Annotated in this window: 25 protein-coding genes, 1 other RNA gene and 1 pseudogene; 9 read left to right on the top strand and 18 right to left on the bottom strand. The window is 68.6% G+C overall.

Annotated elements, in window-relative coordinates; translation table 11 throughout:
- Positions 1–29 precede the first annotated feature (29 nt).
- Together IFS44_RS09670 and IFS44_RS09665 are read right to left on the bottom strand one after the other, a co-directional pair.
- A complete protein-coding gene (locus IFS44_RS09670; RefSeq protein WP_159511122.1) occupies positions 30–674 on the bottom strand; it encodes a histidine phosphotransferase family protein in 645 nt (214 codons plus the stop codon).
- Between the two features lie 104 nt (positions 675–778).
- Positions 779–1,171 (bottom strand): Mov34/MPN/PAD-1 family protein, encoded by a 393-nt coding sequence (locus IFS44_RS09665; RefSeq protein WP_159512731.1) that lies wholly within the window; start codon positions 1,169–1,171, stop codon positions 779–781.
- A gap of 17 nt (positions 1,172–1,188) precedes the next feature.
- On the opposite strand from IFS44_RS09665, the gene IFS44_RS09660 reads away from it, so the two are divergent.
- From IFS44_RS09660 to mtgA, 4 genes are read left to right on the top strand one after another with little or no spacing between them, the layout of a single operon-like run.
- Positions 1,189–2,136, top strand: a complete 948-nt coding sequence (locus IFS44_RS09660; RefSeq protein WP_192098314.1) for an RluA family pseudouridine synthase — start codon at positions 1,189–1,191, stop codon at positions 2,134–2,136.
- A gap of 52 nt (positions 2,137–2,188) precedes the next feature.
- Positions 2,189–3,091, top strand: coding sequence for an RNA polymerase sigma factor RpoH (gene rpoH / locus IFS44_RS09655; protein WP_031396358.1), 903 nt, complete (start codon positions 2,189–2,191; stop codon positions 3,089–3,091).
- A 4-nt stretch (positions 3,092–3,095) separates the two neighbouring features.
- The gene (locus tag IFS44_RS09650; protein WP_192098313.1) at positions 3,096–4,364 is read left to right on the top strand and encodes a flavin monoamine oxidase family protein; all 1,269 of its coding nucleotides are present in this window, start codon (positions 3,096–3,098) and stop codon (positions 4,362–4,364) included.
- Between the two features lie 9 nt (positions 4,365–4,373).
- The gene (gene mtgA / locus IFS44_RS09645; RefSeq protein ID WP_107045134.1) at positions 4,374–5,045 is read left to right on the top strand and encodes a monofunctional biosynthetic peptidoglycan transglycosylase; all 672 of its coding nucleotides are present in this window, start codon (positions 4,374–4,376) and stop codon (positions 5,043–5,045) included.
- A 27-nt stretch (positions 5,046–5,072) separates the two neighbouring features.
- Here mtgA and IFS44_RS09640 read toward each other — a convergent pair whose 3' ends face one another.
- The 8 genes from IFS44_RS09640 to IFS44_RS09605 all read right to left on the bottom strand — a co-directional run bounded on the left by IFS44_RS09640 (position 5,073) and on the right by IFS44_RS09605 (position 10,989).
- On the bottom strand, positions 5,073–5,396 hold the full coding sequence (locus IFS44_RS09640) for a YbaB/EbfC family nucleoid-associated protein (protein WP_031395321.1): 324 nt from the start codon (positions 5,394–5,396) through the stop codon (positions 5,073–5,075).
- A complete protein-coding gene (locus IFS44_RS09635; RefSeq protein WP_192098312.1) occupies positions 5,393–7,090 on the bottom strand; it encodes a DNA polymerase III subunit gamma/tau in 1,698 nt (565 codons plus the stop codon). The genes IFS44_RS09640 and IFS44_RS09635 overlap by 4 nt, the downstream gene beginning before the upstream one ends.
- Before the next feature lie 381 nt (positions 7,091–7,471).
- Positions 7,472–7,565, bottom strand: an RNA gene (ffs, locus tag IFS44_RS09630) — signal recognition particle sRNA small type.
- A gap of 70 nt (positions 7,566–7,635) precedes the next feature.
- Positions 7,636–7,872, bottom strand: coding sequence for a hypothetical protein (locus IFS44_RS09625; RefSeq protein ID WP_031441523.1), 237 nt, complete (start codon positions 7,870–7,872; stop codon positions 7,636–7,638).
- A gap of 83 nt (positions 7,873–7,955) precedes the next feature.
- A complete protein-coding gene (locus IFS44_RS22210) occupies positions 7,956–8,330 on the bottom strand; it encodes a hypothetical protein (protein ID WP_244650127.1) in 375 nt (124 codons plus the stop codon).
- Between the two features lie 139 nt (positions 8,331–8,469).
- Complete coding sequence (locus tag IFS44_RS09615; RefSeq protein WP_192098311.1) at positions 8,470–8,775, bottom strand: 2Fe-2S iron-sulfur cluster-binding protein; 306 nt, start codon at positions 8,773–8,775, stop codon at positions 8,470–8,472.
- Between the two features lie 13 nt (positions 8,776–8,788).
- Positions 8,789–9,859, bottom strand: a complete 1,071-nt coding sequence (locus tag IFS44_RS09610) for a cysteine desulfurase family protein (RefSeq protein WP_192098310.1) — start codon at positions 9,857–9,859, stop codon at positions 8,789–8,791.
- The gene (locus IFS44_RS09605; protein ID WP_274604225.1) at positions 9,856–10,989 is read right to left on the bottom strand and encodes a cysteine desulfurase family protein; all 1,134 of its coding nucleotides are present in this window, start codon (positions 10,987–10,989) and stop codon (positions 9,856–9,858) included. Before IFS44_RS09605 ends, IFS44_RS09610 begins: the two co-directional genes overlap by 4 nt.
- Positions 10,990–11,070: 81 nt before the next feature.
- On the opposite strand from IFS44_RS09605, the gene IFS44_RS09600 reads away from it, so the two are divergent.
- Positions 11,071–11,727, top strand: a complete 657-nt coding sequence (locus tag IFS44_RS09600) for an alpha/beta hydrolase (RefSeq protein ID WP_031395613.1) — start codon at positions 11,071–11,073, stop codon at positions 11,725–11,727.
- Between the two features lie 144 nt (positions 11,728–11,871).
- Here the strand turns inward: IFS44_RS09600 and IFS44_RS09595 are convergent, their stop codons facing one another.
- Together IFS44_RS09595 and IFS44_RS09590 are read right to left on the bottom strand one after the other, a co-directional pair.
- A complete protein-coding gene (locus IFS44_RS09595; protein ID WP_031395612.1) occupies positions 11,872–12,051 on the bottom strand; it encodes a hypothetical protein in 180 nt (59 codons plus the stop codon).
- Positions 12,048–13,010, bottom strand: coding sequence for a threonine ammonia-lyase (locus IFS44_RS09590; protein WP_183935308.1), 963 nt, complete (start codon positions 13,008–13,010; stop codon positions 12,048–12,050). The genes IFS44_RS09595 and IFS44_RS09590 overlap by 4 nt, the downstream gene beginning before the upstream one ends.
- A gap of 137 nt (positions 13,011–13,147) precedes the next feature.
- On the opposite strand from IFS44_RS09590, the gene IFS44_RS09585 reads away from it, so the two are divergent.
- The 4 genes from IFS44_RS09585 (at position 13,148) to IFS44_RS09570 (ending at position 17,226) form a co-directional block, all read left to right on the top strand.
- Positions 13,148–14,383 carry a type III PLP-dependent enzyme gene (locus IFS44_RS09585; protein WP_031440749.1) on the top strand — a complete coding sequence of 412 codons (1,236 nt, stop codon included), beginning with the start codon at positions 13,148–13,150 and terminating at the stop codon, positions 14,381–14,383.
- A gap of 132 nt (positions 14,384–14,515) precedes the next feature.
- Entirely contained in the window at positions 14,516–15,577 is a 1,062-nt protein-coding gene (locus tag IFS44_RS09580; protein WP_031396469.1) for a 1,9-bis(guanidino)-5-aza-nonane synthase, read from the top strand.
- A gap of 116 nt (positions 15,578–15,693) precedes the next feature.
- Positions 15,694–16,119 carry an MAPEG family protein gene (locus IFS44_RS09575; RefSeq protein ID WP_166747788.1) on the top strand — a complete coding sequence of 142 codons (426 nt, stop codon included), beginning with the start codon at positions 15,694–15,696 and terminating at the stop codon, positions 16,117–16,119.
- A 72-nt stretch (positions 16,120–16,191) separates the two neighbouring features.
- Entirely contained in the window at positions 16,192–17,226 is a 1,035-nt protein-coding gene (locus IFS44_RS09570) for an alpha/beta hydrolase (protein WP_166747647.1), read from the top strand.
- Between the two features lie 22 nt (positions 17,227–17,248).
- Here IFS44_RS09570 and IFS44_RS09565 read toward each other — a convergent pair whose 3' ends face one another.
- From IFS44_RS09565 to IFS44_RS09540, 6 genes and pseudogenes are all read right to left on the bottom strand, one after another.
- Complete coding sequence (locus IFS44_RS09565; RefSeq protein WP_192098308.1) at positions 17,249–19,135, bottom strand: XrtA/PEP-CTERM system amidotransferase; 1,887 nt, start codon at positions 19,133–19,135, stop codon at positions 17,249–17,251.
- Entirely contained in the window at positions 19,136–20,641 is a 1,506-nt protein-coding gene (gene xrtA, locus IFS44_RS09560; protein WP_342366396.1) for an exosortase A, read from the bottom strand.
- A pseudogene (locus IFS44_RS09555) lies at positions 20,638–21,177 on the bottom strand (glycosyltransferase); the annotation flags it as partial. The pseudogene IFS44_RS09555 and the gene xrtA, both read right to left, overlap by 4 nt.
- A gap of 1,178 nt (positions 21,178–22,355) precedes the next feature.
- Positions 22,356–23,387 carry a FemAB family XrtA/PEP-CTERM system-associated protein gene (locus IFS44_RS09550; RefSeq protein ID WP_192098307.1) on the bottom strand — a complete coding sequence of 344 codons (1,032 nt, stop codon included), beginning with the start codon at positions 23,385–23,387 and terminating at the stop codon, positions 22,356–22,358.
- Positions 23,384–24,211, bottom strand: a complete 828-nt coding sequence (locus IFS44_RS09545; protein ID WP_192098430.1) for an XrtA system polysaccharide deacetylase — start codon at positions 24,209–24,211, stop codon at positions 23,384–23,386. Before IFS44_RS09545 ends, IFS44_RS09550 begins: the two co-directional genes overlap by 4 nt.
- Positions 24,212–24,254: 43 nt before the next feature.
- Positions 24,255–25,328: an ExeA family protein gene (locus IFS44_RS09540; RefSeq protein WP_192098306.1), complete on the bottom strand. Its 1,074-nt coding sequence runs from the start codon at positions 25,326–25,328 to the stop codon at positions 24,255–24,257.
- Between the last annotated feature and the right edge of the window lie 11 nt (positions 25,329–25,339).

The following is a 25,339-nucleotide window of genomic DNA, read 5'->3' as shown; positions in this document are numbered from 1 at the left end:
CCCCCACCGCACCACCGTATACAGCCGTGTTATCGCGCGTTGAACACGGCACCGAAGATCATGACGCCGTCGGACGGTTCGAAGATCTGCATGCTGCCCCCGTTCTCGGCGACGAGCGTGTGCACCATAAAGGCGGCGGCCGCGCGCGGCGTTACCGCCGTGTCGCCAGGACCGTCGACCAGCGTCCGACGAATCTCGGGGTCCAGGACGAGCCGCGGCCCCTCGACCTTCACGACCACCTCGAGATGGCCGGCATTGTCCTCGCCGCCAATCTCCATCCGGCCGCCACGCACCAGCGATTCGCCGCCGATCAGCACCAGGTTGAGCAGGACCTTGATCGCCGCCTTGGGCATCGTTTCCTCGTCCACGAGCCAGGCGAGCTCGATCCGCTTGTTCTCGGCGATCAGCCCTTCAATCGCGGACTTGGCCTCGCGGGTTGCGACCTCCTCGCCAAATCCTCCCGCAGCGCCGAAGGCCAAGCGAAAGAATTTGAGCTTGCTCGCCGATGCGCGTGCGCTGTCCGCCAACAGCTCCATGCACCGCGCACGCATTGCCGGATCGGTTTCGTCTGCCAGCAGTTCGAGCCCGTTGTTGAGCGCGCCGACCGGCGACAGCAGGTCGTGACACAAACGCGAACACAACAGGCTGGCAAAATCGACCGGGCTGACAGTCATGAATATCCTCTCGAAAACATGTGCCGTTCTGACCTCGCCACGATTGGCTGGCAAGCGGCAAGGCGCATCGTTGGCGCTTCGCGCTTTATGCTCCGCGGATCACGTCAAATCAGCACAATGGCAACCTCGGCAAATGCGCCGGGGGCATGAGAGCGCCAAGCGCGGGCTTGCCTGCCGCCGATGATCAGCCAGATCGCTCCGTCGCCCATCGCCTGCGCGGCGTCGCGCGGCGACGGCACGGGGTTGCCCGTGGGATGCGAGTGGTAATGACCGATGACCGCTGGGCCGCCGTGGCGCGCGCGACGATGCGCGGCCAGCAGCGCTGCAGGATCAATTTCGAAGCTGTGGGCGGGATGGTCCGCGACGTTCTCGCAAGGCTCTGCCGTCGCGATGGCACCCGGCGTACCGAAGAGCAGTCCGCAAACCTCCTCCGCCGGCGATGCCGCCGCCCGTGCAAGCATCCGATCGAGGACGCCGCTTGAAATCTTAACGCTCATCGCCACATCGCTATCGCATGGACCGGGGGGTTGCCACGATTGAAGCGAGAATCGCCGCGGCGGCCGATGGATGGCGTCTGGACCGCGCGCTCGCGGATGCCGTCCCGACGATGTCGCGCGAACGTCTGAAAACGTTGATCGCCGCTGGCGCGGTATCGCAGGCAGGTCAGCCCTGGCGTGATTCGTCAAAAAAGGCGTCTGCCGGTCAGACCTTCGCGATCGCCGTGCCGCCACCGACGCCGATGCATAACGAGGCGCAGGACATCCCGCTCGTCATCGCCTATGAGGACGAGCATCTGATCGTCGTCGACAAGCAGGCGGGTCTGGTCGTGCATCCCGCAGCGGGCAATTTCGACGGCACACTCGTCAATGCGCTCCTGCACCATTGCGCGGGCAATCTGTCGGGGATCGGCGGGGTCGCGCGTCCGGGCATCGTCCACCGTATCGACAAGGATACCTCCGGGTTGATGATCGCCGCGAAGAGCGACCGCGCGCATGAGGGACTGGCCAAGCAGTTCCACGATCACAGCATCGACCGCCGCTACTGCGCGATCGTCGGCGGGATCCCGCGCCCTTCCTCGGGGACCGTCGATGCCCCGCTGGCGCGCAGTCCGCAAAACCGGAAGAAGATCGCCATCGTCCAAGGCGGCAAACGCGCCGTCACGCATTTCACGACGCTGCAACCGCTTCGCGATGCCGCGCTGGTCGAGTGCCGGCTCGAAACGGGTCGCACGCATCAGGTGCGCGTCCACATGGCCTCGATCGGGCACGCCTTGCTCGGCGACCCGGTCTACGGTAGAAACCGGCCCGGTCAGAAGACGCTGCTCGAAACGCTTGGTTTCCGCCGTCAGGCCTTGCACGCCGCGTATCTCGGGTTCATCCATCCTATAAATAGTAACGCTTTGGCGTTCGAAAGCAGGATGCCTGCGGACATGCAGGAACTGTTCAGCGAGCTTCACGTATAGATATCGGACCCTGCCGCAGTGCGGTATGGTTTCGCAGAAAGGGAAGACTACCATGGCAGCCCGCTCCAACGTTCCAGCGACGATACCTGCGCTCGGCAGCGAGGCGGGTCTCAATCGCTATCTCGCCGAGATCAAGAAATTCCCCATCCTGCAACCTGAGCAGGAATATATGCTCGCCAAGCGGTTCCAGGAGCATGGCGACACCGATGCTGCGGCGCAGCTGGTGACGTCGCATCTTCGTCTCGTGGCCAAGATCGCCATGGGCTATCGTGGCTACGGCCTGCCCACCTCCGAGCTGATTTCGGAAGGCAATATCGGCCTGATGCAGGGCGTGAAGAAATTCGAGCCTGAGCGCGGCTTCCGCCTCGCTACCTATGCGATGTGGTGGATCCGCGCATCGATCCAGGAATATATCCTGCGCAGCTGGTCGCTTGTGAAGATGGGCACCACCGCAGCGCAGAAAAAGCTGTTCTTCAATCTGCGCCGGATGAAGAGCCGCCTCGATGCATTCGAGGACGGTGATCTGCGCCCCGAGCACGTGACCAAGATCGCCACCGATCTCGGTGTCGCCGAGACCGACGTCGTCAGCATGAACCGCCGCATGGCGATGGGCGGTGACACCTCGCTCAACGTGCCGATGCGTGAGGACGGCGAAGGCCAGTGGCAGGATTGGCTGCAGGACGACGCACCGCTCCAGGACAAGATCGTCGCCGACGCACAGGAGGCCGACGTCCGCCACTCGATGCTGGTATCCGCGATGGACGACCTCAACGATCGTGAACAGCATATCCTGACCGAACGCCGCCTGACGGACGATCCCAAGACGCTCGAGGAATTGTCGCAGGTCTATGGCGTCTCGCGCGAGCGAGTTCGCCAGATCGAAGTTCGCGCGTTCGAGAAGCTGCAAAAGGCAATGATGCGCATCGCCGGCGAAAAGCGCCTGCTCGCCGCCTGACGTCATGCGCACCGTCGTCATCGGCGGCGGTGCGGCCGGTATTGCGGCGGCGCGGACGCTCCATGACGCCGCGCATGATGTGTTGCTGGTCGAGGCGAGCGACCGCCTTGGTGGTCGGGCGCATAGTCTTTCGATAGACGCGTTATTGAGCCGCGAGGGCAGTGAGGCAGAGGCGAATCCTGTCCCTGCGGGATCTAATGTCGATGCCGGTTGCGGGTGGCTCCACTCCGCGCAGCGCAACCCATGGACCGCGATCGCGGAGCTTTCTGGTTTCAACGTCGACCGGTCGGACGCGAACTGGCGCACGCAATGGCGTAACCTCTGTTTTTCACCCGAAGAGCAGGCGTCTTCGTCCACCGCCTATCAGGAGTGGAACGCCCGCGCATTGGCGGCAGTCGACGGTCCCGACCGCGCCCTGTCCGAGTTTGTCGGTGTGAACGATCCGTGGCGGTCGAGGATCGACGCGATCTCCGGCTATGCGAATGGCGCGAACCTGTCGCAGGTGTCGCTCCATGACTGGGCCGCGTATGAAAATGCGGCGTCGGACCATAATTGGACCGTGAAGCAAGGCTATGGCACGCTGGTCACCAGCCATGCCGCCGGTCTTCCGATCAGCCTTTCCACGCTGGTCACCCGTATCGACCATGGCGGTCGGCAGATCAGGCTCGACACGACGTCGGGGACGATCGACGCGGATCATGTCATCGTCTGCGTGCCCACCACCGTGCTTGCCCGATCGCAGATCAGGTTCGACCCGCCCCTGCCTGACAAGCATGCCGCCGCCGACGACCTCCCCCTCGGGCTGGCGGACAAGGTATTCCTGCATGTCGATCGACCGGAATGGCCGGCGAATGCGCATCTCGTCGGCAACCCCTATGCCGCCTGCACCGCCAGCCACCGCCTGTCGCCGTTCGGCTGGCCGATCGTCGAAAGCTTTTTTGGCGGCGACTGCGCGGAGATGCTGGAGGATGGCGACGCCGCGGCGTTCGCGATCGATGAATTGGTCGCCCTGCTCGGCAGCGACTGGCGCCGTCGCTTCACGCCGCTTGCCGCGACGCGCTGGCGTCACGTACCGTGGATCGGCGGCAGCTATAGCCATGCGCGGATCGGGTGCGCGGGCCAGCGTACGGTGCTTGCCGAGCCGATCGACGGCCGGATCTTCTTCGCTGGCGAGGCCTGCCACCGCGAGGATTTCTCTACGGCACACGGCGCATATGAAACCGGTGTCGCGGCGGCGCGGGCGATCATTGGCGGGGGCGCGGCGATCGCATAAGGAGCGGCGATGGGCCTTATCCGCATCCTCGCCAAATTCGCGTTCGTCTTCGTCGTCGTGACGGTCGCCTGGGTCGGCCTGTACCGGTTCGTCCCGCCTCCCTTCACCTTCACGATGATGGGCGACCTGCTGTCCGGGCATACGGTGACGAAGGACTGGATGCCGTTGTCGGAGATGGATCCCGACATGGCGCGCGCCGCGATCGCGGGCGAGGATTCGGGGTTCTGTTCGCACAGCGGCTTCGACTTCAAGGCGATCGCCGGGGCTGCGGCGCGCAATGCGCAGGGCGGGCGGATCCGTGGCGGGTCGACGATCAGCCAGCAGACCGCGAAGAACGCGTTCCTGTTCCAGGGCGGCGGCTATGTCCGCAAGGCGTTCGAGGCGTATTTCACCGTTCTGATCGAGACGCTGTGGCCGAAGCGGCGGATCATGGAGGTGTATCTCAACATCGCCGAGACCGGGATCGGCACCTATGGCGCCAATGCCGGGGCGATCCGGTATTTCAACCACGATGCGTCGCGGCTGTCGGCGACCGAGGCGGGGCGGATCGCGGCGGTGTTGCCGCTGCCGAAGAAGCGGGCGGCGATCGCGCCGCGCGGTTTCGTCCGCCGCCACGGCAACACGCTGTCGCGCCGCGTCTCGACGGTCCGCACCCAGGGGCTCGACGGCTGCCTCCGCTAGGAGCCGGCAGCCGCCGCACCCGGCCGATCAGAACGGCAGCTTGAAGCCCGGCGGGAGCTGCAGACCGCTGGTCATCTTGGACATTTCGGTGCCCGACACCGCATCGGCCTTCGCGCGGGCATCGTTGAAGGCGGCAGTCAGCAGATCCTCGAGCATCTGCTTCTCGCCGACCTGCATCAGCGAATCGTCGATCGCGATGCCGATGATCCGGCCCTTGGCGGACGCCTTGACCTTGACCAGCCCGCCGCCCGACGCGCCCTCGACCTCGATCGTGTCGAGATTGGCCTGCGCCTTTTCGAGTTCGGTCTGGACGTTCTGCGCCATGGCGAGGATTTCGTCGATATTCTTCATGCGTTGCTCCTTTGACCCGGCCACGATTCAAGCTTGGCGTCGGGAAACGCTGCCACCGCGGCCTTCATGATGGGGGATTCGAGAATGGCCTGCTTCACCGCCTCATCGGCGGCGTCCTGCGCCTCGCGCAGCGTCGGTTCGCCCGGCGCGTCGACGATCGACACCTTCCAGGCGGTCCGCGTGACCGACTTCAGCAATGTGCCCAGTTCGGCCAGCGTGTCGGCCGAGACCGGCCGGCTGCCGCTGAGCGCGAATTCGGGCGGTGCATAGGAGACGATCCGCGCACCGTGTCGCAGCCGCGCGGCGATCGCCAGCCCGCCCGAGTCGTCGAGCAGATCGACCAGAGCCGCGAAGGTCGGCGGCAGGATCGGTCCGGTGTCGACGGGTGCCGGCGCAGCGGATGCCCCCGCCCCGGCCCAGGGCGGTGCCTCGCCAGAGGGTGCGGGAGCGGGCGCCTGGGTCGACGCGGCGGCGGGCGCAGTGGGTGCCGGACTACCGGCGAGCTGCCGCGCGAGTTCGCCCGGATCGGGCAGCGTCGAGGCGTAGATCGTCCGCAGCAGCGCCATTTCCGCCGCCTCGATCGGCAGGACCGCCTTGGCGACCTCGTCATGGCCCTTGAGAAACAGCTGCCAGAGGCGATGCAGCGCGGGGTAGGACAGGTTGGCGGCCCACTCCTCGCGCGCGGCGCGCTCTTCCGCGGGCTGCGCGGCGTCGGCCGGCGTCCCGACCTTGGTCAGCGTGATGCCGTGAACGGTTTCGAGCAGCGACCGGAGCACCGACAGCGGATCGACGCCATAGTCATATTGCCGCCGCAGCGAGGCGAGCGCCCCCGCCCCGTCGCCCGCCAAGATCAGGGCGAGCAGGTCGCGCACCGCGCCGCGATCGGACAGGCCGAGCATCTGCCGCACCGCGTCCGTGGTGACGCCGCCACCTTCGAGCCCGGCATGCGCGATCGCCTGGTCGAGGATCGACAGGCCGTCGCGCGCCGAGCCTTCGGCGGCGCGTGCGATCAGCATCAGCGCCTCGGGCTCGGCGACGACGCCCTCTTCGGTCGACACCCAGGCGAAGTGCCTGGCAAGCTGTTCCGCCGAGATGCGGCGCAGGTCGAAGCGCTGGCAGCGCGACAGGACCGTCACCGGCACCTTGTTCACTTCGGTCGTCGCGAACAGGAACTTCACATGCGCGGGCGGTTCCTCCAGCGTCTTCAGAAGCGCGTTGAACGCGTTCTTCGACAGCATGTGGACTTCGTCGATGATGTAGATCTTGAAGCGCGCGGTGACCGCCGAATAGCGCGACGCGTCGATGATCTCGCGGACGTCGTCGACGCCGGTATGGCTGGCTGCGTCCATCTCGATCACGTCGATATGGCGGCCCTCGGCGATCGCGCGGCAGGGTTCGCAGACGCCGCACGGGTCGATCGTCGGACCGCCCTGCCCGTCCGGACCGATGCAGTTGAGCGCCTTGGCGATCAGGCGCGCGGTCGACGTCTTGCCGACCCCGCGCACGCCGGTCATCAGAAAGGCATGCGCCAGCCGGTCGCGCTTGATCGCGTTGCCGAGCGTCTGGACCATCGCGTCCTGCCCGATGAGCTCGGAAAAGGTCTGCGGGCGGTATTTGCGCGCGAGCACGCGGTACGCGACATCCGCCTTAGCAGCCGGCTGCGGCGGTTCGCCCAGGTCGAAGGAATCTGACATTGCGGTCGTCATAGCGGCTGTCGGGTCCGGTGTCGAAGGGCATGGCCGGGACCGCGAATGTTGCGAATGTTGAGACGATAGCGCGATTCAACATTGGGCGTCGGGTCGACATCGAGCATCGTCGCGGTGCAGCGCAAGGTCGGGGTGCGGCCGTTCGGGACGGCGTATCGGGGGCCGGAACTGGGAGCGATCTGGGCCATGGTGCGGCGTACCACAAATGCGGGCAGATTTACAGCGAAATGGAACGTTTCGGGAACATCTTTGCGAAAGCTGTTTGGGATCAGGGGTTTGGCGGCGAAGGTAGGGGCGCCACGGCTAAGCCGTGTCGTCAGTCGGCGCTGTGCGCCGCTGGCCGCGCTCACATTTGCTTGCAAATGTTCGCGGTGGGAGCCGGGACGACCCGGGGCGAAATCGTTGTGGCTGCTTCCTTCCGGATCTGACCAAGTTGGCGACGACCCCGTCCGCCCGACTCCCGCTGCGCATATGGCGGGGTCGGACGGGATGATCAAGCCGCTTTACGGCCTGACCCGGGGGAAGGCCCGTTCTTAGCGGTTGACGCGGACCGTGCGGCAGACGCGCTGGCGATGATGGTTGCGGACCACGTTGCGGCAGACCTGGCGCGTGCGCGTACGATGACGGACGCCGGGGCGGTTGTCGTTGTGACGGACGACGGTCCGCTCATGGACGACGGTGCGCTGTGCGGATGCCTCGGCGGCGAAGCCGACGGGCGCGAGGCCGGTGAGCGCAACGAGACCGGCGGCGGCGAGGGTAAACAACTTCATGGAAAGTCTCCTGAGCGGTCTGGATTCGCGTGAATCCCATAACCTATGTTAGCAAACTTACGCCACCTCATTACGGTTCCGTATCAACGACGGAAACAGCGGCGAACCGGGCCGTAATAGCCGCGCTGGATCCGGCACACGACGCGCGAGCGGCCATAGCCACGCGGCCTGCCATAGCCGTAATGCGCGCGATAGCCGCCGTGGTGCCCGCGATAGCCGCCGCGATATCCATCCCGGTACCCGCCCCGGTACCCGCCCCGGTAGCCGCCCCGGTAGCCGCCCCGGTAACCGCCATCCCGATAGCCGTCATAGCGATGGCGCGGGCCATGCCAGCCGCGGTCATGATGCCCGCCGCCGCGCGGCCCGTCCCAGCCGTAACGCTGTGCGTCCGCGGGGGCCGCTGCGACCAGGGTACCGGCGGCCAGGGCGCCGGCGGCGAAGAAAGCGATGATCCTCATGAGAGCTACTCCACTCGAGCCCCGGGCAGCGGGGCTGTATCAATGCCCCGTATATCGGGGCGGTGGAGGCTTGATCGCCGAACCGCCGTGGCTCGACGCTGAACCGGCCGTTGTCATTCTGTAAGGTTCGCCCGGTCGGTCAGCCGGGGATGCGCACCGTCAGTCCGTCGAGCGCCTCGGTCAGGCGGATCTGGCAGGCGAGCCGGCTGGTCCGGGTCGCGCCGGGGGCGAGATCGAGCATGTCCTCCTCGTCCGCGCTCGCCGGCGGCAACCGGGCGACATCGGCGGCGTCGACGATGACGTGGCAGGTCGCGCAGGCAAGCTGGCCCTCGCACGTGCCCTCGAGCGGCTGGCCGTCCGCCTGCGCGGCGTCGAGCAGCCGGTCGCCCGGGGTGGCGGCGACGCTGCGGATGCTGCCGTCACGGGCGATAAAACGGACGATCATGGAAAACGGACGATCATGGCCATTGCCCTTCCGCGGCAGCCGCGATCGCGTCGACCGCGGCGGCGAGGTCTGTTTCGGTGGTGTAGCGGCCGAAGCCGAGGCGGATGCTCGACCGGGCCTGGGTCTCGCTCAGGCCGATCGCGCGGAGCACATGGCTCGACCGCCCCGACCCGCTCGCACAGGCGGAGCCCGCGGAAAAGGCGATGTCGCGCAGATCGGACATCAGCCGGTTCACGTCGAGCCCCTCGCGGCGAATGTTGAGATTGCCGTGATAGCGCGGATCGGTGGCGCCGTTGATCGTCCAGCCGGGGCCGAGCCGGTCGCGGGCGAGCGACCAGAGGCGGTCGACATGCGCGGCGTCCTGATCCTTGCGGTCGGCCATCAGCTGCGCGGCGACGCCGAAGCCGGCGCACAGCGCGGGCGACAGCGTGCCCGAGCGGCCGGGCGCCTCCTGCCCACCGCCGTGCATGAGCGGGGCGAGCGTGACGCCGTCGCGGATCCACAGCGCGCCGATGCCCTTGGGACCGTGGATCTTGTGCGCGGAGATCGCGATCAGGTCGACGGTGTCGGGGATCGCGACCCGGCCATAGCCTTGCACCGCGTCGCACAGCAGCAGCGCGCCGGCGGCGTGCGCGGCGTCGGCGAGCGCGGCGATCGGCTGGATCACGCCGATCTCGTTGTTGACGAGCATCGCCGCGACCAGACCAGCGCGGGCGACGGCATCGGGATCGACGATCCCGTCCGCGCCGACCGGCAGGATCGTCACGTCGCGCCCCTGCGCTGCTTCCGCCGCCGCTGTGTCGAGCACGGCGGCGTGTTCGGTGGCGAGCGTCGTGATCGGCCCGGCGGTGCCCTTGATCGCCCAGTTGAGCGCCTCGGTCGCGCCGCTGGTGAAGGCGACGCGGCCGCCGGGGGGGAGCAGCGCCGCGACCTGATCGCGCGCCAGCTCGACCGCGGCCTTCGCGCGGCGACCTTCGCGGTGGGGGGAATGCGGGTTGGCGTGCTGCGATTCGAGCCAGGGGAGCATCGCGGCGAGCGCCTCGGGCGCGAGCGGGGTGGTCGCCTGATAGTCGAGATAGCTCATGCCGCCGCCCTGATGTCGCGGGCGATGCGCGTCCAGGCCTCGGCGAAGCGCGCGACGTCGTCGGCGGTGGTGGTCCAGCCGAAGCTGACGCGGACGACCTGCGCGGCGGCGTCGGCGGGATAGCCCATCGCGGCGAGGACGTGGCTCGGCCGCATGCTGCCCGACGAACAGGCGCTGCCCGCGGAGACCGCGAACCCGGCCATGTCGAGGCGGATCAGCTGCGCCGCCGCGCCGACGCCGGGCATGCGGTAGGAGGCGATGGTCGGGATGCGGGGGCTGGCCTGCGCGACGATCTCGCCCCCATGTGCGAGGATCGCGGCGTCGAGTTCGGCGCGCAAGTCGGCGAGCGGCGCGAACCAGTCGCGCGGGGCTTCGAGTGCGGCGGCAAAGCCGAGCGCGCCGGGGAGATTCTCGGTGCCCCCGCGATAGCCGCGCTCCTGCCCGCCGGTCGGATCGAGCAGGCCGAGGTCGCGGACGAGCAGCGCGCCGATCCCGGGCGGGCCGCCGAGCTTGTGCGCGGAGACAATGATCATGTCGGCGTCGGGGAGCGGGAGCTTGCCGCCGGTCTGCGCGCAGTCGGCGATGCGGGGGGTGGCGGTTGGGGGCTGGAGGACGCCGGTCTCGCTGTTGGCGGACTGGAGCGCGATCATGGGCGCGCGCTCCCCGTTCGTCTCGAGCGAAGTCGAGAGACCTGCGCCTGGGAGGTGTTTCTCGACTTCGCTCGAAACGAACGGGAGGGGGGAGGATGCGAAAGCGGGAGTCCTTAGCGGCGAGACGATGCCGCCCGCATCGACGTCGAGCATGACGGGGCGGTCCGCCGCGCGAAGGACCGCGTCATGCTCGACCGCGGCGACGCCGATGCCCGGCCGGCCGCGCAGCGCGAGGCTTGCGGATTCGCTCGCGCCGCTGGTCAGGATCACGTGGTGCGGCCAGTCGAGCGCCTGCGCGATCCGGCGCCGCGCATCCTCCAGCGCCGCCCGTGCCGCCCGCCCCTCGGCATGCGGCGAGGACGGGTTCGCCCAGCGCGCCATGCCCTCCATCACCGCCGCGACGGCCTCCGGACGCATCGGCGTGGTGGCGGCGTGATCGAGGTAGATGCGGGGTTCGTTACGGGACAGGGTCGGTTCCAATTGCGAAAAGGGGTGCATTACCTATATAGCGCGCATCGTCCGGCACTCCACCCGAGTGCGTATCCCAGCTCGCGAGTGCCCATGCCAGAAGTCATTTTTCCCGGTCCCGAAGGCCGTCTCGAAGGTCGTTTTGCGCCGGGTCCGCGCCCGCGCGCGCCCGTTGCGATGATCCTCCACCCGCACCCGTCGGCGGGCGGCACGATGAACAACGCGATCGTGCAGCAGCTGTACAAGACCTTCCAGCGGCGCGGCTTTGCGACGCTGCGGTTCAACTTCCGCGGGGTCGGCAAGAGCCAGGGCGTGTTCGACAACGGCGTCGGCGAGCTCTCCGATGCGGCGAGTGCGCTCGACTGGGTGCAGAGCTTCCATCCCGAGGCGCAGACGACGTGGATCGCGGGCGTCAGCTTCGGCGCGTGGATCGGCATGCAGCTGCTGATGCGCCGGCCGGAGATCCGCGGTTTCATCTCGATCGCGCCGCCGGCGAACCTGTACGACTTCACCTTCCTCGCGCCCTGCCCGTCGAGCGGGATCATCATCCAGGGCGAGGGCGACGAGGTCGCGACGCCGGGTGCGACGCAGAAGCTGGTCGACAAGCTGCGCACGCAGAAGCACATCACGATCCATCACGACACGATCCCGAAGGCGAACCACTTCTTCGAGCACGAGATGCCCGAGCTGATGGGGTCGGTGGACAAGTATCTCGACATGCGGCTGGATCCTAACAGCCCCATCCGGTGAACCTCTGCCCTTCTCCCCTCGGGGGAGAAGGTGGCGCGCAAGCGCCGGATGAGGGCACGTTGGGGAGCCTTGCGCTTCACCACGTGCCCTCACCCTCCCACCGCTGCGCGGCGGGCCCCTCCCTCTCCCCCGGGGGGAGAGGGGTTAGAGGGTCCAGATTGCTACGTTGGCTAGCAGGACTGCGGCCATTACCAGCATGAGTATGCCCTTGCGGCGGTCGCGGTTCTTCACGATCAGCGTGATGCCGCCGATCAGGCAGGCGAACATGCCGAGCATGGCGATGGCGGGTGCGGCGGCGGCGATGGCGGTCAATGCGGCGGTCATGCTGCCAGCACCGCGGCATAGGCGGCACGGTCGACATTGCCGCCCGACAGGATGACGAGCAGCCCGGGTTCGGGATGGACCTTGCCCGCCAGCAGCGCCGCGAGCGCGACCGCGCCGCCGGGTTCGATCACCAGCCGCAACCGCTCCGCCGCCCAGCGCTGCGCCGCCGCGGTCTCCGCCTCGCTGACCGCGACGCCGGTCGCATCGCGGCGCGACAGGACGTCGAAGGTCAGCGGCGACACGCGCTGCGTCTGGAGCGAATCGCACGCGGTCGGCGGCGGGTTCGGCCCGACCGGCTCGATCCACGACGCTTCGAGCGACCGCCGCATGTCGTCCCACCCCTCGGGCTCGACCACCGTGATCGCCGCGTCCTTGACCGCGAGCGCGACCCCCGCCGCAAGCCCGCCGCCACCACACGGGACGACGATGCGGGACGGTGAACCCAGCCCCAGCGCCGCCATCTGCGCATGCGCCTCGATCCCCGCGCTGCCCTGCCCCTCGATGATCCACGGATCGTCGAAGCTCGGCACCAAAGTCGCGCCGCGTGCCTTGGCGAGCCGTGCGGCGATCGCCTCGCGGCTTTCGGTCGCGCGGTCATAGGCGACGACCTCCGCGCCGAGCGCCAGCGTCGCATCGCGCTTCGTGCGCGGCGCGTCCGACGGCATGACGATCGTCGCGGCGATGCCGAGTCGCCGCGCCGCCCACGCCACGCCCTGCGCATGATTGCCCGAAGAGAAGGCGACGACGCCGCGCGCCCGCGTGGCCTCGGGAATCGCGGTCAGCCGATGCCAGGCGCCGCGAATCTTGAACGCGCCGACCGGCTGCAGCGATTCCGCCTTGAACGCGACCGCTATCCCCCGGATTTCGGCCACGAACAGCGGCGTCGGCGGCAGGATGCGCGCGATCTTCTCTGCCGCGTCACGGACCCCGGCCCGTGTCGGCTGTCGCAAAATCGTCACACGTCGTCTCCTGTGGTGCAGATGCTATTTACATGGGGGGCGTGCGCCCCTAAATCGCGCTTCCGCTGCCCCATGGGACTTCCAACCGCAAGGCAGTGTTTTCGTAATTTGTCTCAGGACATTGGAGGTCCCTTGAATTGGTCAAGCATCATATCGCGCTGGGGTTAGCGAAAGCCCATTCGACCGCCGACACTCCCCTCATCGGGGGCGGCATCGACATCGCTAAGGGGCGCCCGGTCAATCCGGTCACGCTCGTTCGTCCGCACGCTGCTGCGCGCGCCGCTCGGTTCTTCGTCGAGAAGTTCCCGGGCCGCTCGATGTATGCGGTGAAGGCGAATCCATCTCCCGAACTCCTGCAGATCCTGTGGGACAATGGCATCACGCATTACGACGTGGCGTCGATCGCCGAAGTGCGCCTGGTCGCGCGGACGCTGCCCGAGGCGACCCTGTGCTTCATGCACCCGGTCAAGGCCGAGGAAGCGATCGCCGAGGCGTATTTCACGCATGGCGTCCGCACCTTCAGCCTCGACAGCCTGGAAGAGCTGGACAAGGTCGTGCGCGCCACCCGCGAAGCCACCGACCTGACGCTGTGCGTCCGGCTGCGCGTGTCGTCCGAGCATTCGAAGCTGAGCCTCGCGTCGAAGTTCGGTGCCGCGCCGCATGAAGCAAAGGAACTGCTGTTCGCGGCCCGCCAGGCGGCGGACGCGCTCGGCATCTGCTTCCATGTCGGCAGCCAGGCGATGACTCCGGAAGCCTATTCCAACGCGATGGAGCGCGTCCGCGCGGCGATCGTCGAGGCAGCGGTCACGGTCGACGTGATCGACGTCGGCGGCGGCTTCCCGTCCTCCTATCCGGGGATGGAGCCTCCTCCGCTCGAGCGCTTCTTCGAGACGATCCACCGTGCGTTCGAATCGCTGCCCGTCAGCTATTCGTCCGAGCTGTGGTGCGAACCCGGCCGGGCGCTGTGCGCGGAATATTCGTCGATCATCGTGCGCGTCGAAAAGCGCCGCGGGACCGAGCTGTACATCAATGACGGCGCGTATGGCGCGCTGTTCGATGCGGCGCATATCGGCTGGCGCTTCCCGGTCGAGCTGCTCCGCGAGCCGGACAGCCGTGCCAAGGACATGGAGTTCAGCTTCTATGGTCCGACGTGCGACGACATGGATCACATGGCCGGGCCGTTCCTGCTGCCCGCCGACATCCAGGCCGGCGACTATATCGAGATCGGCATGCTCGGCGCATACGGCTCGGCGATGCGGACCGCGTTCAACGGGTTCGGATCGGACGAGACGGTGATCGTCACCGACGAACCGATGGTCTCGCTGTACGACGAACGGTACCAGGACCTCGCGTCCAACGTCGTCACGCTGTAACCACTACCTATTATTTCTACCGTCATTCCCGCGCAGGCGGGAATCCATAAACGCTATCGGCGCGGCTCCATCTGCCCCCGAGTTTATGGATCCCCGCCTGCGCGGGGATGACGACGTTTGAGGATGATGACCATGACCGAAGACACCCGCATCGACGCGCAGCGCAAGGCTGAGCTCCTGTCCACCACCGTCGAGCATATCGACATCACCAGCTTCGACGCGCGGCCGATCGTCGACGCGATGAAGAAGATGTCGTTCACCAGCCGCGACCTCGGCCGTGCGACCGACATCTACAACCAGATGCTCGCCGACAAGGACTGCACGATCTTCCTCGTGATCGCGGGCTCGACCTCGGCCGGCGGTTGCATGGACCTCTATGCCGAGCTGCTGCGCAACAACATGATCGACGGCATCGTCGCGACCGGCGCGACGATCGTCGACATGGATTTCTTCGAGGGCCTCGGCCACAAGCATTACCAAGCGCTCGAGGTGCCGCACGACGACGTGCTGCGCTCGCTGATGATCGACCGGATCTACGACACCTATATCGACGAGGAAGAGCTCCAGCACGTCGACCACACGATCTTCGAGATCGCCGAGACGCTGGAACCCCGCCCCTATTCGAGCCGCGAGTTCATCCGCGAGATGGGCAAGTATCTGGTCGAGCACGGCAAGAAGGAGAACAGCCTCGTCAAGCTCGCCTATGAGCATGACGTGCCGATCTTCTGCCCGGCGTTCGTCGACAGCTCGGCAGGCTTCGGTCTGGTCAAGCATCAGGTCGATGCCGCGAAGGCAGGCAAGCCGTACATGGTCCTCGACGCGATCGCCGATTTCCGCGAGCTGACCGAGATCAAGATCAAGGCGGGCACCACCGGCCTGCTGATGATCGGTGGCGGCGTGCCGAAGAACTTCATCCAGGACACGGTCGTCTGCGCCGAGATCCTCGGCCATGACGACGTCCAGGTCCACAAGTACGCGGTGCAGATCACGGTCGCCGACGTGCGCGACGGCGCCTGCTCGTCGTCGACGCTGCAGGAGGCGGCTTCGTGGGGCAAGGTCAACACCGGCATCGAGCAGATGGTGTTCGCCGAAGCGGGTTCGGTTATGCCGCTGCTGGCATCGGACGCCTATCACCGCGGCCTGTGGAAGGACCGTCCGGTCCGCAAGTGGGGCGCGAGCTTCGACAAGGCCTGAGGCGGGCGCGCTGATCCTCCCCTGAAAGGGGGAGGATTCTGCGATTGCTCCCGGTGCGGGATTGATGCAGCCTCCTCCGGGGAACCGGGGGAGGCTTTTTCATGCATGACGACCTGATCCACAGCGAGATCCTGCGGCCGGTGGTCGCGCTGATCGCCTGGACGCTGGTGATGCTGCTCTGGATGCTGGCGACCCGCCTGCCCGCGATGAGGGCGGCAGGGGTCGACCTCAGCCAGCTCGTCGGCACCCGCGCCGCCGATGCGGACCGTTCGCTGCCCGCCAGTGCGCAGTGGAAGGCGCACAACTACAACCATCTGATGGAACAGCCGACGCTGTTCTACGCGGTGTGTGCGGTGCTCGCGCTCAGCCATACCGGCAACGGGGTCAACGCGTGGATCGCCTGGGCCTATGTCGGCTTGCGGGTCGCGCACAGCATCGCGCAGGCGACGACCAACCGGGTGCAGACGCGGTTCATCCTGTTCCTGTTGTCGAGCCTCGCGCTGATCGCGCTCACGCTGCACGCGGCGATGGCGGTATTCTGACGGGAGCATTGCCGGCGATGCGTGTCGATCGCCCCTTCCCCTGCGCAATCGGGATCGGCTAGCTACCGCGCCATGACCTTCGACCGCCGCACTTTGCTCGCCCTGCCGCTCGCTGCCGGGATCGCCCCCGCCGCCCTGCTCTCCGACGCCGCCGGCCAGTCCGCGACGAACGGGAGCGCCAGTCGAGGCGCGCGGCTCGCCGGCGATCCGGTCTGGCCGCCCGCCGAGCGGTTTGCGCTGTGGCCCGGCATTCCGGCGGGCGCGCCGACCCCGCTGCCGCGCCCGCGCCCGATGATCACCGGACGCCCGGGCGGCTACCGCGACGTGCAGATGCGCGGTGTCGTCCAGCCCGAGGTCGGCGTGTTCCGCGCCGCCCGCCCCGATGGCCGCGCGGTGCTGGTCTGCCCCGGCGGCGGCTATTCGATCACCTCGCTGCGCAACGAGGGGATCGACGTCGCGCGGGTGCTGAACGGCTTCGGCATCACGGTGTTCGTGCTCAGCTACCGGCTGCCGGGCGAAGGCTGGGCGGACCGCGCCAACGTGCCGCTGTCCGACGTGCAGCGCGCGATGCGGCTGATCCGCGCCAATGCGAAGCGCTATGCGATCAACCCCGAGACGCTCGGCGTGCTCGGCTTCTCCGCGGGCGGGCATCTCGCCGGGTCGCTCGAGATCCATCATGGGCTCGAGGTCTATCGCCCGGTCGATGCCGCGGACCGGCTGTCGGCGCGGCCGGCCTTTGCGGGGCTGATGTACGCGGTGTCGAACATGGATCCGGGGCGCAGCCATGGCGGGTCGCGCGCGCAGCTGCTGGGGCCCAATCCCGATCCGGCGATGCAGGCGCGCTATGCGATCGACCGCAATCTGCGCAGCGGCGACGCGCCGCTGTTCCTGGTCCATGCCGAGGATGACGACACGGTGCCGGTCGCCAACAGCCTCGACATGCTCGCCGCCGCGCGCCGCGTCGACATTCCGGTCGAGGCGCATATCCTGCGTCGTGGGCGCCACGGCTTCGGCACGCGGTTGCCCGCGAGTTCGCCGGGCTCGCTCTGGCCGCAGCTGTTCGACCGCTGGATGCGCGAGGCGATCGGGCCCGAAGCGCCGCTCTGACGGCGGGTGTGCGTGCCCGGGGTTAGCCGAACACCCGCTTCAGCGATCGTTCGAGCATCATCAGCTGCCACAGCGTGCGGCCATGCTCGGCACGCCCGCCGCGATGCGCCTCGGCGAGCGCGGTGATCGCAGCCATGTCGAACCACCCCGTCTCGGCGAGCATCCGCGATGATCCGAGCGCGCTCGCCTCGCCCGCCAGCGCGCCGCGGAACCACGCGCTGATCGGTGTCACGAAGCCCATTTTCGGGCGGTAGAGGATCTCTTTCGGCAGATAGGGCTCCATCGCCTTCTTCATCAGCCATTTGCCCTCGCCGTGGCGCAGCCGCATGCCGACGGGCAAGGTCGCGCAGAACTCGACCAGCCGGTGATCGAGCAGCGGTTCGCGCGCCTCGAGCCCGACCGCCATGCTGGTGCGGTCGACCTTGGTCAGGATGTCGCCTGGCAGCCAGTGCTTCAGATCGGCATATTGCGCGCGGTCGATCGCGTCGCGCGCGGGCGCATTGGCCATCGTCGCGACATAGCGCTCCTCCGCGCGGTAGCCACCCAGCGCGGCCTGCGCGGCGTTCGAGAACAGCCGCGCGCGGACCTCGGGCGTCGTGACGCCGACCGAGCGGGCATAGGCCTCGCCGCCGCCTGCCGCGAGCGCGAGCAGGGTCGATTTCGCGCGGAACGGTCGCGGCGCCCAGTCGGCCTTGGGATAATGCCGGCCGAGCGCGCCGAATATCTGCGTCCTGAGATGCGCGGGGAGCATGCCGCGTACGCGCTCCTCCGCGGCCTGGAAGCGGTAGCGGCGATAGCCCGCCAGCGCCTCGTCCGCGCCATCGCCCGACAGCGCGACCGTCACCCGCTCGCGGGCGAGCGCGCAGACCTGATAGGTGGCGAGCGCGGATCCGTCGGCGAACGGCTCGTCGAACGCGGCGACCAGCGTGTCGATCAGCGCGAAATCGTCGGGATCGACCACCCGCTCGGCATGATCGGTGGCGAAGCGGCGTGCGATCGTCGTCGCATGGCCGCGCTCGTCATGCCCCGCCTCGTCAAAGCCGATCGTGCAGGTCCGGACCGCGCGCGGGCTCGCCTCCGCCATCAGCGCGACCACCGCCGAGCTGTCGACCCCGCCCGACAGGAACGCGCCCAAGGGCACGTCGGCGACCATCCGCGACCGCACGCCCGCGCGCATCCGCTCGACCAGCTCCTCGCCCAGCGCCTTGGTGGAGCCGGTCGCACGGTTGGAGAAGTCGACGTCCCACCAGCGGCGCGGTGCGGGCATGCCGCGCCCGCGCTCGATCAGCAGGAAGTGGCCGGCCGCGAGCTTCTTCACGCCCGCGACCAGACAGGCGTCGTCGGGGACATAGCCGAGCGCCATGTAATCCTCGACCGCGGACAGATCGGGCGCGCGCCGGACCAGCGGGTTGGCGAGCAGCCCCTTCAGTTCGGACGCGAACGCGACCGACCCATCCGCAAGCTCGACATAATGAAGCGGCTTCACCCCCAGCCGGTCGCGCGCGAGGAACAGCGCGCGGGCGCCGGCGTCGTGGATCGCGAAGGCGAACATGCCGTTCAGCCGGTCGAGCATCGACGGCCCCCAGGCGCGCCAGCCGTGGAGCAGCACCTCGGTATCGCCCCTGGTCCGGAACCGCGCGCCGGCCGCGATCAGGTCGGCGCGAAGCTCGGCGAAATTGTAGATCTCGCCGTTGTAGCTGATCGTCAGCTCGCCGTCGGACATCGGCTGCGGCGAGCCTTCGAGGTCGATGATCGACAGCCGGCGATGCCCCAGCCCGACGCCCGGCGCGGTCCAGATGCCGTCGCCATCGGGACCACGATGCGCGAGCGCGGCGATCATCGCCTGGATGCGGTTCGGATCGACCGGCTTTGGCGTGCCCGGGTGGAAGATCCCGGCAATCCCGCACATTCAGCGCAGGCCCGCGGCGTGATCGGCGACCGTGCCGACCGGCCCGAGCGCGGCGAGGAAGCGCGCCATCGGTCGCGGATCGCCGCCCTCGACCGACAGATGCACCGCAACCGCGCGCTGCGGTCCGCCGAACAGCCGCGCCTTCATCGTCTCGATCTTCACGATCATCCCGTCATCGGTGGTAGCATCGCCGACCCGGTACCACGTCGCGACGATGCGCTCCACGGGTCCCGGCGCGGTAATGCGCATCGCCGAACCGCGCGCCCCCGCGGCGTCCGCGACCGGGGGCAGGTCGGCGACGCGGACCCAGCGATCCTCCTCGCGCAGCACCCCCGTGCCGAACGCGATCAGCTCGTGCCCGTCGCCCTGCCGCCCGAATACCGCGACCGCCATGTCGACGGTCGCGCCCGAGGCGTCGGCATAGCGGCCGAACAGATAATGGTCCGCGCCCGGATACCAGGGCATCCACGGCGCGCGCACGCTGACATCGACGCGGTGCCAGCCCGGCACGTCGGGCAGCGTGATATGCGCTGGCAACATTTGCCGCCGCCCGGCGATGGCCGTGCTCCATGCGGGAAACGCCGATGCTACCGCCAGCACGAGCAGCGTGATGACGGCGAGATCGCCCCGATAGCGCGGGACCGCCTGCAGCTGCGCGGGATCGAAGGCGGGATCGTCGGGCGCGCGGTCGAACCAGCGCCAGCCGATCGCGAGCACCGCCGCCATCACGAGCGCGAAGAACAGCCAGCCGTAGACGATGTGGTCGATCCCCGTCGCCGCCTCGACCGAGGTCAGCTCGGCCGCCCAGATCGTCCCGAAGGCGCGAAACCCGTTCGCGACGACCGGCACGACGACCGACACGGCGAGGAACACCGCGCGCCGCCGCCACGACACGAAACAGACATTGGCGACCAGCACCCCGAACGCGACCATCGCGATCACGAACTTGGCGCCCGAACACGCCTCCGCCACCTCGAAATAATAGCGCCCGGCATGGATCAGCACGCCGTCGACGACCGCGGGCACGCCGACGAGATGCAGCAGCGGCATGACGATCGCGACGGTCACGGCCTGCAAGGGCGGCTCGATCCCCTCGCCGAAGGGCACGAGGAACAGCGCATAGCCGAGCGGAAACAGCAATCCGCGTGCGGCATTGGGGCCGAGGATCGCGACGACCGCGCCCTGCAGCATCAGCACCAGCCCGAGGTGCCGCGCGAGATTGACCGAGGCCGCGTCGCCCATCAGCCAACCTGCCCCGCCGACCGCGACCAGCGCCAGCCCCGGCCACCAGCCGACCGGCGTCAGCTGCGCGAGCTCGCCACGCCGCTGCCACACCAGCCAGGCGATCACCGGAGCGATGAACAGGCAGTGCCCGAAGGTCGTGCTGGTCCACCAGATCGTCGTCAGATCGGCGACGTCGCGGCGAAACAGCACGAGCAACAGGGTCGCCGCGATGCCGAGCGCGAGCAGATGCCGGGGCCAGGACGTCGCGGGGCGATCGGTCACGATGCGGACCGGCCGCTGCCCTCGACCCCGAACAGCGCATCGAGCGGTGCGAGCCGCGCGTCCCAGCCATAGCGTCGCAGGACCTGCGCGCGCGCGGCCAGCCCCAGCTCTGCCGCGTCGGCGGGTGCGTCGAGCAGCGCAAGGACCTGTGCGGCGAACTCGCTCGCGTCCGCCGCGACGCGGATCGTGCCGGCGTGGTCGATGCCCTCCGCCGCCGCCGTCGAGGCGACGACCGGCCGCGCCATCGCCATCGCCTCCAGCACCTTGTTCTGGATGCCGCGGGCGAGCTTCAGCGGGGCGACGCAGACATCGGCTGCGGCGAGCCAGCCGCGCACGTCGTCGACCGCGCCGGTGACGATCACCGCCTCGCCTGCCAGCGCCTGCACCGCCGGAGTCGGGGCGCGGCCGACGATCGCGAACCGGGCTGTCGGGTGTTGCGTGCGGATCCGGGGGAGGATGTCGCGGGCGAACCAGGTCACGGCGTCGATATTGGGGCGGTAGTCCATCTGGCCGGTGAAGACGATCAGCGGGTCTGCGTGGGCGCTGCCGATGACCAGCCCACTCTTCACCTCCCCGGCGGAGGCCGGGGTCCAGTTGTGGGACGTGGGTGACGACGGACTGTCCGGTGTTACTGCAGCCTTTCCAACTGGGCCCCGGCCTTCGCCGGGGTGGTGGGATGGGGTTGCGGCCTGCCCAACCTGCGCAGCCGGATCGGGCGCCCTGCCCTTCGCCTCCCCGACGGAGGCCGGGGTCCAGTTGGGGGACGTCGAGGACGACGGACTGTCCGGTTTTACTGCGGCCTTTCCAACTGGGCCCCGGCCTTCGCCGGGGTGGAAAGATGGGGGTGCGGCGTGCCCGCCATGCGCAGCCGGGTCGGTCGCCCTGCCCTTCACCTCCCCGGCGGAGGCCGGGGTCCAGTTGGGGGACGTTGATGGCGACGGATCGTCCGCTGTTACTGCGACCTTTCCAACTGGGCCCCGGCCTTCGCCGGGGTGGTGGGATGGGGGTGCCGCCTGCTCAGCCTTCCCAGCCTGCTCAGCCTTCCCAGCCTGCTCAGCCTTCCCAGCCTGCCCAGCCTTCCCAGCCTGCCCCGCCGGATCGAACGTCGCCGAGTCGATGCCGTTCTCGACCGCGAGGATGCGGCCGGTGGCGCCGCCGGTGCGGAACAGGGTGGCTTCGGCTTCGCTGACGAACAGGCTGGCGGAGACCCTCGCCGCAACCGCCCGCTCGAAGGCCCCTAACAGCCGTGCCTCGCGGCGCATCATCCAGCGCATCGGGCCGCGGGAGTCGTCCGCGAAGCCTGCGAACTTGGCGGAGTCCATGTCGACGAAGTCCATGACCATGCGGGGCCCGTCATCGGGGAGGTACTGCGCCATCTGACCCGAGAAACAGTAGATGCCGTCGACGCGTGGAAGGATGCGGTCGACCGCGGCCTGCATGGCGGGAGCGGCGAACGCCGTCAGCGAGACGGGCTTGCGGGTGGCCAGCGCCTCGAGTCCGGCGCGCGCCTGCGACTTGCCGCGTGGCAGGATCGTGCAGCTCGCCAGCATGTCCGTGAAGGCCGCAGGCGGATCGAGGTCCGCCGCGTCGTCGGCAAACGCGACAAGATGGACGCGCATGCGTGCGCCGAGATAGCGGAGGACGTGGAAGCTGCGGATCTTGTCGCCGCGATCGGGCGGAAACGGCACGCGGTGCGCCAGGAACAGCAGATCGCTCACCCCAGACCCCGGGAGATCCATGGTCCGGCGAGGTTCGCCGCCCAGAGCGGCAGCTTCTTCCAGCTGCGCACCATCAGCGCATATCTGGGGTTGAGCGGATTGACCTCGCGCGCGGGCCCGTCGCTGCGCTTGGCGTAGAGCCGCGGCACGGGCGTAAATCCCCAGTTCTTCTTGAACGCCGCCGCGCCGGTGCCGGTCTTCGACCGTCCGAAATCGAACCGCGTGCAGCCGCGCGCACGAGCATGCGCCATCAGCGCGAAATACATCCGGTCGTTCGCGCGCAGGCCCCGCGCCGCCTCGGTCCCGCCGCCCCAATAGGGATAGACCGTCCCGCGGTGATAGAGGCTGAGCACGCTCGCGACCGCGCGGCCGCGGTGGCGGACGGTCAGTACGTCGGCGTCCATCGTCTCGACGACCGAGCGGAACAGCCGCGCGGGAAAGACCGGCGTCCCCAGATTGCGCACCGATTCGGCATAGACGCGGTAATGCTCGGCGAGCATTGCGCGGTCGCGGCCGGTCGCGATGTCGAGATCGAAGCCGAGCGCGCGCCGCACCTCGGCGCGCTGCTTGCGCGGGATGGCGAGGAGCTCGGCATCGTCATCCGCCGCCAGATCGCGTGCGAACCCCAGATAGCTGTCCGCGTCGCTGTCCCACCCCGCGGGCACAGCGCCACCGCGAAGCTCGACCGACGGGCAGCCGTGCCGCTGCGCCAGATCCCAGGCCGCCGCGGCGAGCGGCTCGACCGCGCCATCGCCGAGCACGCCGCCATCGACCGCAAACCCCGCCGAGACGAGCGCGCGCCCGAACAGCGGCGACCGCATCTCGGTCAGCGGCAGCACGCCGGTGATCGTCCCGCCCCGCTCCGCGACCAGATAGCGTGCGCGCTGGCCGCAACCGCGCGCGACCGCGATGCTCCACGCGGGCAGGTGGAACGGCGTCGCCGCCGAGGTCGCATCGACGAACGCCGCGATCCGCGCGCGCTCGTCCGCGTCGGCGAGATCTGTCTCGCGCACTATGGCCGTCGTCACCGCAGCCGACCCGCCTCGACCGCGACCGCGGCATCGACGCGCCCCCAGTCATGCCGGCCGAGCAGCCCGCGCAGCTTGCCCGCCATCGCGCCAAGCCGCGAATAATGCCGGATCTTCGAGCGCAACGGTGCCGCCGCGACGCGCGGCTGGGCGGGGTCGATCTCCCAGGGGTGGAAATAGAACATCGCCGGGTGGTCGGCGGCATTCACCTGGCGGACCGCGAAATCCATCAGCGCGGCGGGCAGCAGCCGGAAGAAGCCGCCGCCCGTGGCGACGCGGCGCGTGCCGAACTGCGCGACGGTGACGGGCACTTCGAGCAATGCGCTGTCGGCCAGCGGGCGGAAGGCGAAGCGCGGTGCGTCGCACCAGCCATAATGATCGTGCGCGAGCGGTGCGACGCTCGACGAATAGGCATAGTCCTCTTCGGCCAGCACGCCATGCGCCCAGGGCGTGCGCTGGTCGATCGAGAAGCTCGGCGCGCGGTAGCCGGTGACACGCTGTCCCGCCGCATCCTCGATCGCCGCGCGCGCGCGTGCGAGGTCGGCGCGGAACAGGCCTGCATCCATCGTGAAGACGCGCTGGTGATCCCAGCCATGGCTCGCAATCTCGTGCCCGGCATCGACGATCCGGCGGATCAGTGCGGGATAGCGATGCGCGACCCAGCCGAGCGTGAAGAAGGTCGCCTGCACGCCGCTTTCCGCGAAGAGCGCGAGCACCGCATCGGTATTCGCCTCGACCCGCGACTGGAGGCCGTCCCAGTCCGCCTTGTCGATCACCGTCTCGAACGCGCCGACCTGGAACCAGTCCTCGACATCGACCGACATGCCGTTGCGGATCGGCCCGGCCGTTACCGCCGTCGTCACCGGATCACGCCGCGTCGTGCCAGTGCGACGCGCCGCGGATCGGCTTGTGATCGGGCCTGGGCTCGTCGCCCTCGACCCACTCGACGAGCAAGGTCAGGACACGGCGCAGTGCCTGGTCCTGCTGCTCGACGCGCGCCTCGAGCATCGCGAGCCGGTCGAGGACCGCGGGGTCGGTGGCGGGGTCGGGCGTGCCGCGGGGCTGTGCCTTGGGTTCGGCGGCGGGTTCGGGGGCAGGCTCGGGCGTGGGCGTCGTCGCGAGTGTCGGCAGGTCCGCGGTCAGGTCGCTCTGCACGGCGCGGACGACGGCGCCGTCGATGACGCGCAGATCCTCGATCGCGGCATAGAGCATGACGCGTCCCGCCAGCATGTTGAGGCGGCGGGGGATGCCGTCCGACCCGTCGAACAGCGCGGCGACCGCGTCGTCGGTGAACGCCGGATTGCCCTCCCAGCCGACCACCGACAGGCGGTGCGCGATATAGTCGGCGACCTCATGCGGCTCCATCGGATCGAGATGGTGGATCGCGATCACCCGCTGGCGCAGCTGTTCGAGCCCGTCGGAGCCGTGGAGCCTGTCGCGGAATTCGGGCTGGCCGAGCAGCAGGATCTGCAGCAGCGCATGGCCGGCGGTCTGGAAATTGGACAGCATCCGCAGTTCCTCGAGCGCTGACACGGGCAGCGCCTGCGCCTCGTCGACGATCAGCAGCGTGCGCTTGCCGGTCCGGGCGACGGCGTGCAGCCCGCGTTCGATCGCGGTCAGCAGCTGCGCCTTTTCGAGCCCCGCCGGGTCGACACCCAGCGCGGTCGCGACGATCCGCAGCAGGTCGCTCGCCTCGATCGCGGTCGACACCAGACGAATCGCGTTCAGGCTCTGATGGTCGATCGTGTCCATCAGATGCCCGACCAGCGTGGTCTTGCCCGCGCCGATATCGCCGGTCATGACGATGAAGCCCTCGCCCTGCGCCAGACCATAGCCGAGATACGCCATGGCCTTGCGATGCGTCCCCGATTCGAACCAGAATCGGGGGTCCGGGGTGAGCTGGAACGAGCGTCCCGTCAGTCCGTAATGTTCGTCGTACATCTGCCAAATAT

This window comes from Sphingomonas sp. CFBP 13706 (genome assembly GCF_014842355.1).
In the GTDB taxonomy this organism is placed as follows: Bacteria; Pseudomonadota; Alphaproteobacteria; order Sphingomonadales; family Sphingomonadaceae; genus Sphingomonas; species Sphingomonas aerolata.
Note: the sequence above shows the minus strand (reverse complement) of the source record. Positions and strands in the feature narration are given on the sequence as shown.

Coding starts and splice junctions, on each gene's coding strand:
- IFS44_RS09670 (WP_159511122.1), bottom strand. CDS start 674: ATGACTGTCAGCCCGGTCGATTTTGCCAGCCTGTTGTGTTCGCGTTTG.
- IFS44_RS09665 (WP_159512731.1), bottom strand. CDS start 1,171: ATGAGCGTTAAGATTTCAAGCGGCGTCCTCGATCGGATGCTTGCACGG.
- IFS44_RS09660 (WP_192098314.1), top strand. CDS start 1,189: ATGGACCGGGGGGTTGCCACGATTGAAGCGAGAATCGCCGCGGCGGCC.
- rpoH (WP_031396358.1), top strand. CDS start 2,189: ATGGCAGCCCGCTCCAACGTTCCAGCGACGATACCTGCGCTCGGCAGC.
- IFS44_RS09650 (WP_192098313.1), top strand. CDS start 3,096: ATGCGCACCGTCGTCATCGGCGGCGGTGCGGCCGGTATTGCGGCGGCG.
- mtgA (WP_107045134.1), top strand. CDS start 4,374: ATGGGCCTTATCCGCATCCTCGCCAAATTCGCGTTCGTCTTCGTCGTC.
- IFS44_RS09640 (WP_031395321.1), bottom strand. CDS start 5,396: ATGAAGAATATCGACGAAATCCTCGCCATGGCGCAGAACGTCCAGACC.
- IFS44_RS09635 (WP_192098312.1), bottom strand. CDS start 7,090: ATGTCAGATTCCTTCGACCTGGGCGAACCGCCGCAGCCGGCTGCTAAG.
- IFS44_RS09625 (WP_031441523.1), bottom strand. CDS start 7,872: ATGAAGTTGTTTACCCTCGCCGCCGCCGGTCTCGTTGCGCTCACCGGC.
- IFS44_RS22210 (WP_244650127.1), bottom strand. CDS start 8,330: ATGAGGATCATCGCTTTCTTCGCCGCCGGCGCCCTGGCCGCCGGTACC.
- IFS44_RS09615 (WP_192098311.1), bottom strand. CDS start 8,775: ATGATCGTCCGTTTTATCGCCCGTGACGGCAGCATCCGCAGCGTCGCC.
- IFS44_RS09610 (WP_192098310.1), bottom strand. CDS start 9,859: ATGAGCTATCTCGACTATCAGGCGACCACCCCGCTCGCGCCCGAGGCG.
- IFS44_RS09600 (WP_031395613.1), top strand. CDS start 11,071: ATGCCAGAAGTCATTTTTCCCGGTCCCGAAGGCCGTCTCGAAGGTCGT.
- IFS44_RS09595 (WP_031395612.1), bottom strand. CDS start 12,051: ATGACCGCCGCATTGACCGCCATCGCCGCCGCCGCACCCGCCATCGCC.
- IFS44_RS09580 (WP_031396469.1), top strand. CDS start 14,516: ATGACCGAAGACACCCGCATCGACGCGCAGCGCAAGGCTGAGCTCCTG.
- IFS44_RS09570 (WP_166747647.1), top strand. CDS start 16,192: ATGACCTTCGACCGCCGCACTTTGCTCGCCCTGCCGCTCGCTGCCGGG.
- IFS44_RS09565 (WP_192098308.1), bottom strand. CDS start 19,135: ATGTGCGGGATTGCCGGGATCTTCCACCCGGGCACGCCAAAGCCGGTC.
- IFS44_RS09545 (WP_192098430.1), bottom strand. CDS start 24,211: ATGTCGGTCGATGTCGAGGACTGGTTCCAGGTCGGCGCGTTCGAGACG.
- IFS44_RS09540 (WP_192098306.1), bottom strand. CDS start 25,328: ATGTACGACGAACATTACGGACTGACGGGACGCTCGTTCCAGCTCACC.